Here is a 15,551-nt window from a genome sequence, read left to right on the forward strand (position 1 = left end):
CTGTCAAACTGTTAGGAAAAGCACACCATGACGACTACCCCCCAATCCACCGACGCGACCGGCAAGGCCGGCCTCGTCGTCAGCGCGCACTCGGCCGACTTCGTCTGGCGCGCAGCGGGCACGATCGCCGCGCATGTCGCGCAGGGCTACCGGATGAAAGTCGTATGTCTGTCGTTCGGCGAGCGCGGCGAGTCCGCCAAGCTGTGGCGCAAGGGACCGCAGATGACGGAGTCGACCGTGAAGGCCGCTCGCCGCGAAGAAGCGCAGCGTGCCGCGGACATTCTCGGCACGGAAATCGAGTTCTTCGATCTCGGCGACTACCCGTTGCGCGTCAACGACGAAGCGCTGTTCCGGCTCGTCGACGTCTATCGCGACCTGCAGCCGTCGTTCGTGCTGAGCCATTCGGAGAAGGACCCGTATAACTTCGACCACCCGCTCGCGATGCACGTCGCGCAGGAGGCGCGCATCATCGCGCAGGCCGAGGGCCACCGGCCCGGCGAGAAGATCATCGGCGCGCCGGCCGTGTTCGCGTTCGAACCGCACCAGACCGAGCAATGCGAGTGGATGCCGAACACCTTCATCGACATCACGGAAGTGTGGGAGCGCAAGCGCGCGGCGATCGAGTGCATGGCGGGCCAGGAACATCTTTGGGATTACTACACACGCGCCGCGCTGCAGCGCGGCGTGCAGGCGAAGCGCAACATCGGCATTACCGCCACGCGCGACATCAAGTATGCCGAGGGCCTCATGCGCCTGACGCCAACCGTCACGGGGGTGCTCGCATGAAGCGCGGCGTTGTCGTTCGTCAGATTCCCCGCGTCGACGCGGCTATCGTCGACGCGCTGTGCGCGGCCGGCAGCGCGACGGTCCACGAGGCGCAGAGCCGGCTCGGTCTGGTCAGCTCGCAACTGCGGCCGATCTATGCGGGCGTGGCGATCGCCGGTCCGGCCGTGACGGTGCTCGCGCCGCCCGCCGACAACTGGATGCTGCACGTCGCGATCGAGCAGTGCCAGCCGGGCGACATCGTCGTGGTCGGCATCACGTCGCCGTGCGACGACGGCTACTTCGGCGATCTGCTCGCGACGTCGATGCAGGCGCACGGCGTGAAAGGGCTCGTGATCGACGCCGGCTGCCGCGACGTGCGCACGCTCACCGAAATGCGTTTCCCTGTCTGGTCGCGCACGATCTCCGCGCAGGGCACCGTGAAGGAGACACTCGGCTCGGTCAACGTGCCGGTGGTCTGCGGCGCGCAGCTCGTGAATCCCGGCGACGTGGTCGTCGCGGATGACGACGGCATCGTGATCGTCCCGCACGCAAGTGCCGCGAAGGTGACCGAGGCGGCTGCCGCGCGCGTCGCCGACGAGGACAGGAAGCGCCGGATTCTGGCCGGTGGCGTATTCGGGCTCGACTACTACAAGATGCGCGAGAAGCTCGCCGCGAAGGGCCTGCGCTACGTCGACTCGCTCGACGAACTGGACGCCGGCTGAGGAGACGCGCAATGCATTCTCAAACCCGCATTCCCCTAGCCGTGCTGCGTGGCGGCACGTCGAAAGGGCTATTCTTTCTCGCGAGCGATCTGCCCGCCGATCCGGCGCTGCGTGACCGCGTGCTGCTGGCCGCGATGGGCTCGCCCGAGCCGCGCCAGATCGACGGCATGGGCGGCGCAAACCCGCTGACGAGCAAGGTGGCGATCGTGTCGAAGTCGACCCGGCCCGACGCGCAGATCGACTACCTGTTCGCGCAGGTGATGGTCGACGAGGCGCGCGTCGACTTTGGCCAGAACTGCGGCAACGTGCTGGCGGGCGTCGGGCCTTTCGCGATCGAGCGCGGGCTGGTGCCGGTGGCTGGCGACACGACGCAGGTGACCATCCACATGGTCAACACGGGCCAGGTAGCGGTCGCGACGATCGAGACGCCGGACGGCATGGTGCGCTATGACGGCGAGGTTTCGATCGACGGCGTGCCGGGTACGGCCGCGCCGATCCCGCTGATCTTCCGCGACACAGAGGGCTCGACGTGCGGCGCGCTGTTCCCGACCGGGCAGCGGCGCGATGTCGTCGATGGCGTGCCGGTGACCTGCATCGATAACGGCATGCCGCTCGTGCTGATGCGCGCCGCCGATCTCGGTGTGACGGGCGACGAATCGTGCGCGGAACTGGAGGCGAACACTGCGCTGACCTCGCGTATCGAGGCGATCCGGCGCGCGCTCGGCCCCCGGATGAATCTCGGCGACGTCGCCGCGCGCACCGTGCCGAAGATGGGCATCGTGTCCGCACCGCGCCACGGCGGCGCAATCCATACCCGCTGCTTCATCCCTCATCGCTGCCATTCGTCGATCGGGGTGCTCGCGGCGGTCAGCGTCGCGACCGCCGCGGCGTTGCCCGGCTCCGTGTGCGAGGGGCTGGCGACGGTCGCGGACGGCGCATCGCCGGTGCTGGCGATCGAGCATCCGACCGGCGCGTTCGACGTCCAGCTTCACTTTGGGCATGCCGCCGACGGCACGCTTGAAGTGACCGGCGCGGGCCTGCTGCGCACCGCTCGCTGGCTGCTCGACGGCACGGTGTCGATTCCCCGCGCGATCTGGAGCGGACACGACACGAATACCAGCATCCAAATGGAGGTGGCGACATGACGGCGCCTCGTCCTGTTCTGCTGTTGTTGCCGGGGCTGCTGTGCGATCACGCGGCGTGGTCGGGGCCGGCTGCGCTGCTCGCGGCGCAGGCCGAATGCCGGATCCCGTCGTGGGGCAAGCTCGACAGCATCGAGGCAATGGCCGCGCAGGTGCTCGCGACCGTGCCAGAGCCGCGCTTCGCGCTCGCCTCGCCGGGCACTCGATGGGCGGCCGCATCGCGCTCGAGATCATACGCCAGGCGCCGCAGCGGGTCGAACGGCTCGCGCTGCTCGATACCGGCTATCAGCCGCTCGCGGCCGGCGACGCAGGCGAGCGCGAACGCGCGGGCCGTTACGCGCTGCTGGCGCAGGCGCGCGAGCAGGGGATGCGCGCGATGGGCGCGGCATGGGCGGTCGGCATGGTGCTGCCGGCGCAGGTGGGCACGCCGCTTTTCGAATCGATTCTCGACATGATCGAGCGCAGCAGCCCCGAGCAGTTCGACGCGCAGATCCACGCGCTGCTGGGCCGGCCCGACGCGACCGGGCTGCTCGCCGGGATCCGCTGTCCGACGCTGCTGCTGTGCGGCCGCGAGGACCGCTGGAGTCCGCTGGAACGACACGCGGACATGCACGAACAGATCCCGGGCGCGGTGCTTGAGATCATCGAGCGCTCAGGGCATATGACGACGATGGAGGCACCGCACGACGTGGTCCGCGCACTGTTGCGCTGGCTCGATCGGAAAGACCCGCGGGCCGAAGGCAAGGAGACCCCATGATGCACGACACGGTGACGGCGCTCGAGACGATCGTCGCGAAACAGGCCTGCCATGACCTCGTGGTGCGCTTCGCTCTGCTCAACGATGCGCGCGACACTGCGGGGCTCGCCGCGCTGTTCGCGCCGGACGGCGTGATGCGTCGCCCGGACGGCAGCGAGTTGCGCGGACACCCGACGATCGCCGCCGCGTACGCCAATCGTCCGGCGGAGCGCCTCACCCGGCATCACGTCGGCAGCGTGCTGATCGACGTCGAGTCGCCGCGGAGTGCGAGCGGCACCAGCAGCGTGCTGCTGTGGACCGGCTCGACGTCCGATCCCGTCGGCCCGTTCGGCCGACCCGCCTCAGCGCGTCAGGTGCTGGGCGAGTTCCACGACCGCTTTGTAAAGACCGATGACGGATGGCGGATTGCCGAACGGGTGGCGCATTTCACGTTCGTTCGCGAGACCGGCGCATGAGTGCTGTCCACGCGAACCGGGGGCGGGTTCCGCTTGCCCTAGCCGATCAACGCGCCGGAGACAGTGCGTCAGCGCCGGCCTTGCAGCCGGCTTTATACGTCGTCCGCAGGCGGGCGGCGTTCCAACCTGGAAAGGAGGCTTGATGACAACGAATCGAGGAGTGGCGTACGTCCGGCAGGGCGTCGTCGAAGTGCGGTCCATTCCGTTCCCCAAACTTGAGGATCCGCGCGGACGCCGCATCGGACATGGCGTCATCCTGAAAGTCGTGACGACCAACATCTGCGGTTCCGACCAGCACATGGTGCGAGGCCGCACGACTGCGTCCGAAGGGCTGATTCTCGGCCACGAAATCACAGGTGAAGTGATCGAGGCCGGCCCGGACGTCGAGACGCTGAAGGTCGGCGATCTGGTGTCGGTGCCGTTCAACGTCGCGTGCGGCCGCTGCCGGACCTGCAAGGAGCAGCACACGGGCGTGTGTCTGACCGTCAACCCGGCGCGCGCCGGCGGCGCGTATGGCTACGTCGACATGGGCGACTGGGTCGGCGGGCAGGCCGAATACGTGATGGTCCCGTATGCGGACTTCAACCTGCTGAAGTTCCCCGACCGCGACCAGGCGATGGCGAAGATCCGCGACCTGACCTGTCTGTCGGACATTCTACCGACCGGCTATCACGGCGCGGTGACGGCCGGCGTCGGTCCTGGCAGCACGGTCTATGTCGCCGGCGCGGGCCCGGTCGGGCTGGCCGCCGCCGCATCGGCTCGGCTGCTCGGCGCGGCTGTCGTGATCATCGGCGACGTGATTCCGGCCCGCCTCCAGCATCCGCGTGCGCTCGGCTACGAAACGGTCGACCTGTCGCGCGACGCATCGCTCGCCGAGCAGATCGCCGCGATTCTCGGCACGCCGGAAGTCGATTGCGCGATCGATGCGGTCGGCTTCGAGGCGCGCGGCCACGGTCACGAAGGCGCGCAGCACGAGGCCCCGGCGACGGTGCTCAATTCGCTGATGGAAATCACGCGCGAGGCGGGACGCATCGGCATTCCGGGCCTCTACGTGACCGAAGATCCGGGCGCGGTGGACAGCGCCGCAAAGAAGGGCGCGCTGAGCATCCGCCTCGGCCTCGGCTGGGCGAAGTCGCATAGCTTCTTCACCGGGCAGACCCCGGTCATGAAATATAACCGCGCGCTGATGCAGGCGATCCTGTGGGACCGCATCAAGATCGCGGAGACCGTCGGCGTGGAGCTGATCGGCCTCGACGAGGCTACGCGCGGCTACGCGGAATTCGATGCCGGCGCACCGAAGAAGTTTGTGATCGATCCGCACGGGACGGTGACGCGCGCAGCCTGAGCGCGCCGTCGCAGTCAATCGCGGGGTGGTAGGACGGATACCGAAAAATATTATTAGTTAGGTTTCCATATCGAAAGCAGGCCGGGCGAAAACAGATCCGGCAGCATATAAAACTAGAAACGGAGTTTGAAGATGAAGAAGTCGTTAGCGGCGAGTCTGTTGTTGGCAGCAGGGGTAGGGGTGGCGCATGCGCAAAGCAGCGTGACGTTCTACGGGATCGTGGATACAGGTGTCGAGTTTTACAACCACGCGGCAACCGGTGGAAGTTTCGTCGGTATGTCGCCCCTCACGGGTGAAGTCCCGTCCCGGTTCGGGTTGCGCGGCAGCGAGGACCTGGGCGGCGGCCTGAAGGCGGTGTTCAACCTGGAGAACGGCTTCGCGCCGTCCACGGGCGGCCTGAACTACGGCGGCCGGCTGTGGGGCCGGATGGCGAACGTCGGTCTGAGCAACCAGTACGGGACCGTGCTGCTCGGGCGTCAGATCAACATGACGTACTACGTGACGGGAAATGCGGACGTCATCGGGCCGTCGATGCACTCGATGGCGAACTTCGACCCGTACCTCGCGAATGCGCGCAGCGACAACGCGATCGGGTACATGGGCAAGTTCGGCGGCGTGACGGTGGGGGCGACGTACAGCTTCGGGCGTGATGCGGCAGGCCCGGCGGGTCCATCGGCGACGAACTGCGGCGGCCAGGTGCCGGGCGACTTCCAGGCGTGCAAGCAGTTCACCGGGATGCTGGCGTACGACGCGACGAACTTTGGCGTGGCGGCGTCTTATGACCAGATGCGCGGCGGCAAGGGCGCGACGGCACCGCTGACTAGCAGCGCGTACAAGGACACGCACACCGTGGTCGACGGCTACTACCGGTTCGGTCCGGGCCGGGTGGGGATAGGCTGGATTCACCGTGACGTCGATGCGGCAGCAGCGTCGCTGCGTTCGGACATCTACTTCGCCGGCGTGAACTGGCTGCCGACCCCTGCGGTGTCGCTGGACGCACAGGCGCTGCATTACGACATCCACGGCACGTCGAATTCGACCCTGATCGCCACGCGCGCCACGTATCTGCTGTCGAAGCGCACGTCGGTATACGCCCTGCTCGGCTACATGATCAACAGCCAGAAAGGTGCGTCGGCGGTCTCGGCGGGCGGTTCGGTGGCGCCGGGCGAGAACCAGACGGGCGCGATGCTGGGGATCCAGCACAAGTTCTGACGGCAGCGGCTGACCATTAGAACAACAAGGCCGAAACGACGGCAGAAAATTGTAGCGGTGAGGTGTCTGCTGGAACGACCGTGACCGTGCCACGGGTGACCTCAGCATCAGCTTTTCGATATCAATTGCGCAAGTTTCCCGTGAGGACTCAGCGCAGCCAATTAGACGTCCTGTCCATGGAGGAGCAAATGAGAGAGAAAACAAATATTTTAAAGCTGGCGAAAGCGCCTAGCCATCCGGCACTCGCGGCGCAAAGAGCGACGGCCATCGCTGGAATTGCGCTCGCCTTAACGACGAGTGCGCTGCTGACGGCATGTAGTGGGGGCAGCGATTCGCACTTGAGTTCGCCGGTCCAGAATTCACAGACTTGCGCCGCACTCGCGGGAAAAACGATAGACGCCTCCGCTATTGGTGAACCGACGACGGGGGCCGTCGTTACTTCTGCTGTCTATGAGAGGGCGGTCGCCGATGCGCCCGACTCGACCGGAACTACCATTGTGCAGGGTACACCTGAATACTGTCAGCTTCTTGTCGACATCAAGCCCGTCGACCCGAACGCGCCGATGATCAAGTCGGAGGTTAATCTGCCCACGGCCTGGAATGGCAAAAAGCTGCAGATGGGAGGGGGCGGCTACAACGGAGTGCTAGTCACTGGTCTCGGCGCGAGTTACAACGCTGGCCCCAACGTCCCGCTGCCGCTGACTCAGGGGTACATGACCGCAGGTACTGACTCCGGGCATGAGAACAGCTCGACAGTCCACCCTGCTGCCTTTGCGCTAAACAACGAGGCACTCACCAATTTTGCGTACGCGGCGTATAAAAAGACCAACGACGTTGCCGTCCAGCTCGGAGTTCTCTACTACGGAAGGAAACCTAACCATAGTTATTACGTTGGCGGTTCGCAAGGCGGGCGGGAGGGCATGATGATGGTCCAGCGGTACCCGAACGACTTTGATGGAGTCGTAGCGATTGACCCCGTGATGAACGCTACCGCGCTTTGGACGACCCAGAACAGCTTTGGAGCGCTTCAGAGTGCACCCGGAAGCTGGCTTGGAAACAAGACGCAGTTGGTCCAGAACACGATAGACGGGGCTTGCGACGCATTGGACGGCATCGTAGACAATGTGGTCAGCAATTACAAGGCGTGTACGGCTAGCGTCGCGATTGCTGCACTCACGGCCAAACGGTGCGCGTCCGGTGCTGACGAAGGCAGCACTTGTTTTTCGGACGGTCAGTTGAACGTTCTAAAATCCGCATACAACGGCTATCAGTTCCCATTCGCGTTGGCTAATGGAATTACCGCCTATGCGGGCTATGTGCCGGGAAGTGAAGACATCCCGAACAATATGGCATTCTGGATAGCTGGGACTGCCGCTCCGACAGCAACGCCAGATACGACGACTGGCATAGGACGCAGTTACCAGTTCGGCAGCTACTACGCGCGCTTCTTTATCGCGAAAGATCCTAACTTCAACGCGCTCAACTACAATCCGGCCGATTTCCAGGCGCGTGTTCTCGAAGTATCTAACATGATTGACGCGACGAATCCGGATTTGACTGCCTTCTATAAGCACGGCGGCAAATTGATTCTCCGCGAAGACCTTGGGGACAAAGGCCAGAGTGCCAGGACCGGCTTAAACTTCTGGGATGCAGTCGTTGCAAAGATGGGCAAGGATACGGTTGGCCAGTTTTTCTCTGCCTATGTGACCACCGGCCTCGGACACACCTCCGGAGGATTGCCTGCTGGCACGGCGAATGCGCCTACGTGGGGAACGCCGGGGCGAGTGGACCTTTTGGCCCAGATCGACAATTGGGTCGACAAAGGGGTGAAGCCGGCGGACCAGATGACGCTCGAGAATCGCCAAGCGCTGCCGCCCTATAGCGTCGTTGCATCGAAGCCGATGTGTCGCTACGGGACGTATCCGAAATTTAATGGCTCCGGTACCGCTGGCGGTGAGCTAGCCAGCAACTACGTGTGCGCAACGAACTAGGGGGCAACGGACGATGGTCATCGAACAACGGCAGGGAAGAAGACCTGCCGTCGACGGATTCTGCCGGCGCCGGCAGCGCCGACCAGGAGAAGGTCGACGACTATACGGTGATCGGTGGAATCCCGAAGGCGTCGCGATGGTGTACGCGGCGCATATGCAATCGCTGGCACTCCTGGAGATGCTGGTCCGGGATTCACCGTTGCGTGCACACTATCTACTGGCTGCAGGTTTTGATGTGATCGGCCATAATGGGTTTTCACCGTATGGGCAGGATTGCAACCGTTTGCGACAAGACTGAATTGAAGGCGGGATTCAGATGAAAATGGTGAGTTAGACAAGGTACGCGTGAGCTGAATCACGACGCACTGCGCCGGAACTGAAAACCTCAGCGACGCCGTTCGATTAGATGCGGCAGTAGTGCCGTAGGTTGATCATCGTGTAGACGACTGTCTTGAACGCGTACTGAAGAGGGCTGAGGCGCTCGAAGTGCAATAGCAGACGGTGAAACTTGTCTTCCCAGCCGAACAGCCGCTCGATGGTGTTGAAGCGCTCTTTAAAAAGAATCTCCAAGCGCACCGAATCCAGCATGATCTGGGTAGCTTTCAACGGGAATCGGCCATTGCCGACGCCCATTAGCCAGCGACCCGACCCTCATCGGCGAAAGCTCCTAACCTTCTCGACGTTCCTATCGCTCATTCGATAGGAGAGAAACTGGGCTTCCCGCGAAAGCGGTCGCAAGACATCGCTGCCGAGTTCGACCAGATCACCTCGCGCTAACTCGCGCTCGGCGAGCCTGACGGACTCGAGCGTCCACGTGTCGAGCAGAGTAGCGCTCTTGCATTGAGGCCGGAGCCTTGAGAGGGACGTGACACCCGCGGAATGCACCGTAAAAAAAGCCGGCGCGTGGCGCCGGCTTAAAAGGTAATTGCTGGACTTGAGAGAAGGTTGTGTGCCCGTTGACGTTAGTCAACCCAACGGCTGCTCAAGGCTGCAAACCCGGGACGACCGGCAAGGTCAACGTACTTGGCATCGTCGAGTCGTGGAACACCGTCTGGTTCGCAACTACGGGGGCCGCCCCCCCTTCGGAATCGCCTGTGTTGAGATTCCTCGCGTAGTGAGGGAAATTTGATGACGATATCTCGAGTCGAATCCGGTGTCCCGGCTTAAACATGGTCGCCGTGTATCCGAGGTCAAGGTTGTATTCGACGGGTGTGTTCGGCGGCACGCTCAAAGGGGGCAACTTAGAACCGTTTCGAAATTTGGCGCGCACGATCCTATCAACCACGTTGTGGGCATAACCGTCCGGATGCACGTCAACGAGCTTCGCGGTAAAGTCTGTATCGACGGCAGAGGTCTGCGCCCAGAATTTCAGCGATACTTTTCCTATCACTGCTTTCGGCGCCGAAAGCGGACTACCGGTGTAAACAAGGACATCATTTCGTTTTTCGACCTCACTCTGGTCGAGCGCTTGGCCTGTGGAATTACCGCCTACGGTCGGAACCGGGTTGTTCGGGTCGTACGTGAAACTGTCTGGTGCACCCGACGCAGATGAGTTCGCTAGGAGAACACCGTTTCCTGTCGATGTGTTCGCTTTTCCTCCGCTGCCGAGCGCAAGGGATTCGTACTGCGTACCGGGAACAGGAAACGCCGATGTTTTGAAGACAAAATTGTCACCTTGGGTCCCCGAGTCCGGTGGGACCAACACCGTTAGTTGAACTCTAAGCTCGCTGTCGATGGAACTGTCGCCCTTAGTGTATTTGTTCATCCACCTTACATCGAGATCTGACGGCACGTTTTGCCCAATGTCGATTTTTTTCTGTCCCCAGACTATCTGCGTCGAATTGGCACTCAGAGAACCGTGTCCACAGCAGTCCATCACGAGCATCGTCTCGTCTTTGGCAGCTTGCGAACCGGCATTGGCTTGGAATTGCAAATAAGAATCAATGGTTCCTTCGGCAAACAAGTCATACCAGCCGCCGCTGATCAACGCAGGCACCTTCACGTTGGCCATATGCTGGGACACGTCGATCGTCGCCCAATAGTCGTCGTAACTCGGATGCGCATACCAGTCCCAAAAAAACGGAGCATATGTCCTCGCGGTCGCACTCCAGGTCGAATCCAGGGGCAAGCTTGTGATCCAACCAAAATTCTGCTTCAATGCAGCAGTCCAAGCTGTCACGCTCGCGTCAATGGTGCTTTGCGGTTGCTGATTCTTCTTGCCCGCATTCTGGATTGCGTCGGTTACAAAGCCAAGGCCCCAGCCCCGTGCAAATTGCAGGTCGAACACGCCGTTACGCGCAATCCAATCATCTCGGTAGTCTGCGGGCGTCACCGACGGAGTGATTGCGACTAGACTAGGCGGGGATGTGATTGCGGCTTGCCACTGGGTCGCGCCTAAATAGGAGCCGACGTGTGTCCCGACTTTCCCAGTGGACCACGGCTGTTTGGACGCCCATTCGATCGCATCGTACCCATCATTTTGCTCTTGGAAGAATGGATTCATTGCGCCTTCTGATTTGCTCGTCCCGCGCACTTCCTGCATAGCGACTGAATATCCGTTGTCCACCCACTTGACAGCAGCTGGGCCTATAAGCCCGGTGAAACAACCGTCGCCCTGTGAAACGCCATATGGATTCCTTATAACTATAGTAGGTGTTTTCCCGCCGCGCGCCGGAGTATAGACTTCTGTATATAGCTTAGTGCCGTCTCGCATTGCGACCGATTCCACTGAGCAGGCGACCCCTTCTTTGACTGTCGAACTAGGCCCCGCCCTATTTGGGTTATCTCCGTGACAACCCGATGTTACAGCGCAGGTAGTGACGATAAGACCCGTGGCAACGATTGCCTTTTGACCAGCCATTTTTGTCTCCTTGCCTCGTTGCACGATTGAGTGCGCCGATTTCCGGCGCTTGTTGTTGCGCGATTTAGCTGCCGCTTACGGTGCCGAGAATGGCATATGAAGGGTCGGTCATATCGGTCGCAAAGTTATAGCGCGGGTATGCCGGTAGGTTGGTAGAGACGGTATAGCCGCCATCGGAAGTGACGACACGATTCACGATGAACCAGTCGTTGGCGATAAATTGCCACGCATCAAGATAACGGGCCAAACTGACGGACACGTTTGTCGTCCCATTGGTGGGCGCTGAGATGACGATGGCGTAGCCGTATGTTTCGGAAGCGGCATGGTCACCGTTTACTGCAATGTATGACTGGCCTGCGACGTGTTGGAATTGGCCACCTGCGGCATAAATCTGTGAATCAACCTGGTGTAGCCACTCCATGAGACCTTGGCCCGATCCTTTGAATATAGCCGCTCCCGTGAGCGGATTTGTCCCATAATCCGCAGTACTATTCGGGGCGAACAATTTAGCGGCTAGATTCAAGTCGAGCCGGTCACACGCTCTCGTGTACAAAGCGATCTTCATGCGGATAATTCTTTCCGCCTCTAAAGCCTGAATTCGTTTTGTTAAATCGTTACTGTCGCTACTCGCAGCCGGCGCAGACGCTGAAGCGTCTCCACACGATGCAAGTGTCTGAAACGCCGCGACCGATGCGACGGCAGCACCACTTTTGAGGAAAAATTCTCGCTTCGAAATTGGCATCTTTGTCCCCTTCAACATGAAAAGCCGCGCGGGCGCCTCATCGTTTGTGCGTTTCTACGATCAGTCCCATCGGCATTCGCCAGATAAATCGGCCGGATGTGAGATGAAGGACAGATTGGCGATAAGCTGTGTGTTGCGCTTCCGAAAAATTTCATGCGTCAGTTTGGCGTAAGCAAACCTGATTTTTGATACAAATGTCCGCGTTAACGATAAGAACCCCCCGAGGCTGGATCCGGTCTCGCCTCTCTTCGCTTTCACCCGTGTTGGCTTCGAAGCGCCCCGTCACTTGAAGAACTAGCGACGTCTTCCCCCAATGGGTTGAATCAGCGTAAACGTCAATCTCATGCGCGAACGTTGGATGACAGAATAGGCTTGGCATCGACCTGGAGATGTGAAATGCCTGTAGACGAGACAGTGCCGCGACAGTTCGCCAGAAAGTCTGCGTGGGAGGGCATCCAGGTGACGCATCAGCAAGTCGGCACGACCGAGATGAGAGGGCAACTGCGCTCTCAGGTCTGCCTGACGTTGATGCTTACTCCCCTATACATCGAGTATCGGTGCAACGAAGGCTGTTGGCGAACGGCCGACTCATCATCCGGGAGTATTGTCGTTACGCCAAACGGCTGGGACGCGACCGTTCGTTGGCTGGGACGCGAGCAGGAGAGCTTGAACATCCTAGTCGATCTTAACTGGTTGTCTAGCAGTCCGTCGGGTAGCGACATTGACTTGTCGCTACCTGTTGAACCGAAACGACTGATGGTTGGACTGCGCGATAAGTTCTGCAGCGACCTTGTTCGAGAATTGTATAGGGACAATCAGAACGGAGCTCCCAACGGACTTTCTTACGGAGAATGCCTCGCGGTCTCCTTGCTTGGTCGGCTATCAATCCTCAGTCCGCAGAGGAACGCTGACTTCTCGAAGTCAGGACGCAACAGGATGTCTCTTGATCGAGCGCTCGACTATGTTGAAAGCAATCTTGGTTCGCCGTTGACGATCGGGGAGATTGTTCGATGCGTCGGCTTCGAAGGAAGTGTGAGTTCTTTTGTGCGTCAGTTCGAGAATCTCTCTGGTCGAACGCCACATAGGTATATCCTTGATAGAAGGCTTAGCGTTGGGAAGTCATTGATAAATGCGAACAATGCAAGTCTCACCGACATTGCACTGTCGCTCGGCTTCTCTAGCTTAAGTCATTTTTCCTCCGCGTTCCGCAGACGCTTTGGAGTCCCGCCCTCATGTCAATTGAATAAATCTAAGTAACAGATTGTTTGCGCAGCCAGTTTGTTTTCACACCAGCAGTTGCTGACCTCGCGTCGATCTGAAAGGGCCACACACGATACGGATCGCAAGTGGTTCGCTGCTCGGAAGGGACAGCAACACGGCGCAATCCAGGGGAGGCTGACCTAAGATGCATTAGTTACTTGACATAAAAGAAATGATCGAAGATTAATTCGCAATCCTATGTTTACCAAGCCGAAGGGGTTTCAATTTGTGCAGGAGGCTGCTGCACAAATTCTGGATTCGGCCATGCCTTCAGGTTGCGCGGTGACAATTTGCGCAAGGCGGGGAGGGCTGGCTTGCGCTGGATCAGTGTGGCGACACGCTCCTTTAAGTTTCTGATGATCGAAACGTCGAGGGGGACGATTGCCTGTCTCACGAGGCCACAATGAAGCGTCTCGAATTGACGATTGGTGACCTGCCAAGGTGTTCGATGCCGTGGACATGGAGGCTGACTGATCGCTGGAGGAGACTGAGCAGGCGTCAACTCCGTTACCATCGCCTGGCGTGTGAATCCGAAATCAGTAGCTCAAACCCGCCAGTTCTCTTCGGAGCCTGGCGGGTTTTCTTTGCCTGCCTTTGCCTGTGGGGCGCGGGCTACATACAGCGGTGGAGTCGCTCAGCCGTTCAGTTGCGACTCGACGTTCAGGACGATCCGTGCAACCGGGTTGTTGTCTGCGGATTGCGGCGCGAACTTGATCTGGGCGAAGGTGACGATACCGAGAGCGACGACCAGGAGTGCTCCAGACGCGGCGATGCGGGGAAGGTATTTCACAGGGACCTCATTTTGATGATGTAGACAGAAACTGGGCGTAGCTGACAGGCGTGGCGATTCACCTTCAGCGGCATGTCTGTCCGCAACCCGGCAACGCCGGACGCGGTCGTCAGATCGCACTTGCCGATCGGACGGAGATTGTGCAGTGCACTATAACACGACCGTCAGATCGCACCTGCCAATCACACGGGCTTGTGCAGTGCACTATAAATGGTTTATCCGTGTGCCCGGTGCGACATCCTGTCGCGAGCGGATGCTTAGTTGCTTGAGCGTTTCGTGTATGAAAGATTTCTGTAGGCCGGGGCGATTCTCGCAGGCACGGACGATGTCGAGGAGACCGCTTCGGCAGTCTCCCCGCTGGAGCCCGCTAGATCGAAGATGGGTTTGCGGACGGTATCAATTGCGCTATCATTAGGCATCAACTGATACTTTAGTCGGGAGTCGCATGTCACTGATCACGCCTGAAGCAGTGGCCGCGGTCATGGAACTGCGGCAGGTCCCTCACACGCTCGCGGAACTCGAGGCACTTGTCCGCGACGGCCTGCCCAAGTCCGCGCTGCGCGCGGGCGTCGAACATGCGACGCAGGGTGCCGACGCCCGGCGTGCGCTACTTGCCCGCATCATCCCCGAAGCGACCTATAAGCGGCGTCGCGATCGGCTGACGCCAGACGAATCGGAAAAGACTGAGCGGCTGGCCAGGATCGTCGCGACGACGGCCTACGTCTGGAACGACGAAGAGGACGCGCGGGAATTCCTGTCGACGCCGCACCGCGGAGCTCGAAGGGCGGGCGCCGCTCGATGTTGCGCTGACCGAGCTCGGCGCGCGCCGGGTCGAAGAGCTGCTCTGGAAACTGTTTTACGGGTTGCCGGCGTGAAGTTGTTTCGAATCGCCGACACTCGACACACGGTCTGGAGTGGCACCGGCGCGATGCTGGTGGGCGGCCGCTTCAATAGCCCGGGGCGACCGGTCATCTACGCCGCGTCGACCTTCGCCGGTGCGATGCTCGAGGTTCTTGTTCATGCGCGCATCGGCAAGGTACCGAAGACACACGGATGGGTTGAAGCAGCGGTTCCCGACGATATTCGCGTCGAACGCCATTCGGCCGAATCGTTGCCGGGGGGATGGGATGCGCCAGCACTGCAGGTGGCAAGGGTGTTCGGCGACGCCTGGCTGACCGAGTCGCGTACCGCGCTCCTGATCGTACCTTCCGTCGTGGTCCGTGCAGAGTTCAACGTGCTGGTCAATCCCGCACACCCCGACGCGACGCGGATTGCCGTGACCGAGCCGCAACCCGTGGTGTGGGACGAACGCCTCTTTGTGATGCCGTCGGTCGGACACTCCTAGATCATGATGGTGGTCGGCTAGCCTCGCCTCGACGCTTTGCTCCTCGAGGGAGATGACCAGGGCGTCGCTTCTGGTTTAGTTCGCACTCGCCGCTCGCAATGGCCAGTGCAGCGCCGTCTTATATTCTCCTTGTCTGGTTGCCAGCGCCGACACGGCTGTCAGTTT

General features: G+C 60.9%; 15 protein-coding genes and 1 pseudogene. 12 read left to right on the forward strand and 4 right to left on the reverse strand.

The window, feature by feature from the left end:
- Window positions 1–27: 27 nt before the first annotated feature.
- The 9 genes from OKW37_RS00955 to OKW37_RS00995 all read left to right on the forward strand — a co-directional run bounded on the left by OKW37_RS00955 (window position 28) and on the right by OKW37_RS00995 (window position 8,687).
- The gene (locus OKW37_RS00955; protein WP_429401480.1) at window positions 28–786 is read left to right on the forward strand and encodes a PIG-L deacetylase family protein; all 759 of its coding nucleotides are present in this window, start codon (window positions 28–30) and stop codon (window positions 784–786) included.
- Entirely contained in the window at window positions 783–1,487 is a 705-nt protein-coding gene (locus tag OKW37_RS00960) for a 4-carboxy-4-hydroxy-2-oxoadipate aldolase/oxaloacetate decarboxylase (protein ID WP_429401482.1), read from the forward strand. The genes OKW37_RS00955 and OKW37_RS00960 overlap by 4 nt, the downstream gene beginning before the upstream one ends.
- A gap of 11 nt (window positions 1,488–1,498) precedes the next feature.
- On the forward strand, window positions 1,499–2,632 hold the full coding sequence (locus OKW37_RS00965) for a 4-oxalomesaconate tautomerase (protein WP_429401484.1): 1,134 nt from the start codon (window positions 1,499–1,501) through the stop codon (window positions 2,630–2,632).
- A 94-nt stretch (window positions 2,633–2,726) separates the two neighbouring features.
- The gene (locus OKW37_RS00970) at window positions 2,727–3,386 is read left to right on the forward strand and encodes an alpha/beta fold hydrolase (protein WP_429509743.1); all 660 of its coding nucleotides are present in this window, start codon (window positions 2,727–2,729) and stop codon (window positions 3,384–3,386) included.
- Complete coding sequence (locus tag OKW37_RS00975) at window positions 3,383–3,841, forward strand: nuclear transport factor 2 family protein (RefSeq protein WP_429401488.1); 459 nt, start codon at window positions 3,383–3,385, stop codon at window positions 3,839–3,841. The genes OKW37_RS00970 and OKW37_RS00975 overlap by 4 nt, the downstream gene beginning before the upstream one ends.
- A gap of 142 nt (window positions 3,842–3,983) precedes the next feature.
- A complete protein-coding gene (gene fdhA, locus OKW37_RS00980) occupies window positions 3,984–5,186 on the forward strand; it encodes a formaldehyde dehydrogenase, glutathione-independent (protein WP_429401490.1) in 1,203 nt (400 codons plus the stop codon).
- Window positions 5,187–5,318: 132 nt separating this feature from the next.
- Window positions 5,319–6,398, forward strand: coding sequence for a porin (locus OKW37_RS00985; RefSeq protein ID WP_429509744.1), 1,080 nt, complete (start codon window positions 5,319–5,321; stop codon window positions 6,396–6,398).
- Window positions 6,399–6,586: 188 nt separating this feature from the next.
- On the forward strand, window positions 6,587–8,389 hold the full coding sequence (locus OKW37_RS00990; protein ID WP_429401494.1) for a tannase/feruloyl esterase family alpha/beta hydrolase: 1,803 nt from the start codon (window positions 6,587–6,589) through the stop codon (window positions 8,387–8,389).
- Window positions 8,390–8,402: 13 nt separating this feature from the next.
- Window positions 8,403–8,687 (forward strand): RES domain-containing protein, encoded by a 285-nt coding sequence (locus OKW37_RS00995; protein WP_429401496.1) that lies wholly within the window; start codon window positions 8,403–8,405, stop codon window positions 8,685–8,687.
- Window positions 8,688–8,791: 104 nt separating this feature from the next.
- On the opposite strand, the gene OKW37_RS01000 is transcribed toward OKW37_RS00995, so the two are convergent.
- From OKW37_RS01000 to OKW37_RS01010, 3 genes are all read right to left on the reverse strand, one after another.
- Window positions 8,792–8,995, reverse strand: a complete 204-nt coding sequence (locus OKW37_RS01000; RefSeq protein ID WP_429401498.1) for a hypothetical protein — start codon at window positions 8,993–8,995, stop codon at window positions 8,792–8,794.
- Window positions 8,996–9,371: 376 nt separating this feature from the next.
- Window positions 9,372–11,249 carry a CocE/NonD family hydrolase gene (locus OKW37_RS01005; protein WP_429401500.1) on the reverse strand — a complete coding sequence of 626 codons (1,878 nt, stop codon included), beginning with the start codon at window positions 11,247–11,249 and terminating at the stop codon, window positions 9,372–9,374.
- A gap of 64 nt (window positions 11,250–11,313) precedes the next feature.
- Window positions 11,314–11,991 (reverse strand): nuclear transport factor 2 family protein, encoded by a 678-nt coding sequence (locus OKW37_RS01010; RefSeq protein ID WP_429401502.1) that lies wholly within the window; start codon window positions 11,989–11,991, stop codon window positions 11,314–11,316.
- 936 nt (window positions 11,992–12,927) lie between these two features.
- On the opposite strand from OKW37_RS01010, the gene OKW37_RS01015 reads away from it, so the two are divergent.
- Window positions 12,928–13,248, forward strand: a complete 321-nt coding sequence (locus OKW37_RS01015; RefSeq protein ID WP_429401737.1) for a helix-turn-helix transcriptional regulator — start codon at window positions 12,928–12,930, stop codon at window positions 13,246–13,248.
- A 637-nt stretch (window positions 13,249–13,885) separates the two neighbouring features.
- On the opposite strand, the gene OKW37_RS01020 is transcribed toward OKW37_RS01015, so the two are convergent.
- Window positions 13,886–14,041: a hypothetical protein gene (locus OKW37_RS01020; protein ID WP_158608233.1), complete on the reverse strand. Its 156-nt coding sequence runs from the start codon at window positions 14,039–14,041 to the stop codon at window positions 13,886–13,888.
- A gap of 445 nt (window positions 14,042–14,486) precedes the next feature.
- Between OKW37_RS01020 and OKW37_RS01025 the strand changes: the two are divergent.
- Window positions 14,487–14,916 (forward strand): annotated as a pseudogene (locus OKW37_RS01025) (antitoxin Xre/MbcA/ParS toxin-binding domain-containing protein).
- The gene (locus OKW37_RS01030) at window positions 14,913–15,386 is read left to right on the forward strand and encodes an RES family NAD+ phosphorylase (RefSeq protein ID WP_429289683.1); all 474 of its coding nucleotides are present in this window, start codon (window positions 14,913–14,915) and stop codon (window positions 15,384–15,386) included. Before OKW37_RS01025 ends, OKW37_RS01030 begins: the two are co-directional and overlap by 4 nt.
- The last annotated feature ends 165 nt before the right edge of the window (window positions 15,387–15,551 follow it).

Source organism: Paraburkholderia sp. MM5482-R2 (assembly GCF_050436125.1).
GTDB lineage: Bacteria > Pseudomonadota > Gammaproteobacteria > Burkholderiales > Burkholderiaceae > Paraburkholderia > Paraburkholderia tuberum.

Coding starts and splice junctions, on each gene's coding strand:
- OKW37_RS00960 (WP_429401482.1), top strand. CDS start 783: ATGAAGCGCGGCGTTGTCGTTCGTCAGATTCCCCGCGTCGACGCGGCT.
- OKW37_RS00995 (WP_429401496.1), top strand. CDS start 8,403: ATGGTCATCGAACAACGGCAGGGAAGAAGACCTGCCGTCGACGGATTC.
- OKW37_RS00975 (WP_429401488.1), top strand. CDS start 3,383: ATGATGCACGACACGGTGACGGCGCTCGAGACGATCGTCGCGAAACAG.
- OKW37_RS01015 (WP_429401737.1), top strand. CDS start 12,928: ATGTCTCTTGATCGAGCGCTCGACTATGTTGAAAGCAATCTTGGTTCG.
- fdhA (WP_429401490.1), top strand. CDS start 3,984: ATGACAACGAATCGAGGAGTGGCGTACGTCCGGCAGGGCGTCGTCGAA.
- OKW37_RS01010 (WP_429401502.1), bottom strand. CDS start 11,991: ATGCCAATTTCGAAGCGAGAATTTTTCCTCAAAAGTGGTGCTGCCGTC.
- OKW37_RS00970 (WP_429509743.1), top strand. CDS start 2,727: ATGCCGGATCCCGTCGTGGGGCAAGCTCGACAGCATCGAGGCAATGGC.
- OKW37_RS00955 (WP_429401480.1), top strand. CDS start 28: ATGACGACTACCCCCCAATCCACCGACGCGACCGGCAAGGCCGGCCTC.
- OKW37_RS00985 (WP_429509744.1), top strand. CDS start 5,319: ATGAAGAAGTCGTTAGCGGCGAGTCTGTTGTTGGCAGCAGGGGTAGGG.
- OKW37_RS00965 (WP_429401484.1), top strand. CDS start 1,499: ATGCATTCTCAAACCCGCATTCCCCTAGCCGTGCTGCGTGGCGGCACG.
- OKW37_RS01005 (WP_429401500.1), bottom strand. CDS start 11,249: ATGGCTGGTCAAAAGGCAATCGTTGCCACGGGTCTTATCGTCACTACC.
- OKW37_RS00990 (WP_429401494.1), top strand. CDS start 6,587: ATGAGAGAGAAAACAAATATTTTAAAGCTGGCGAAAGCGCCTAGCCAT.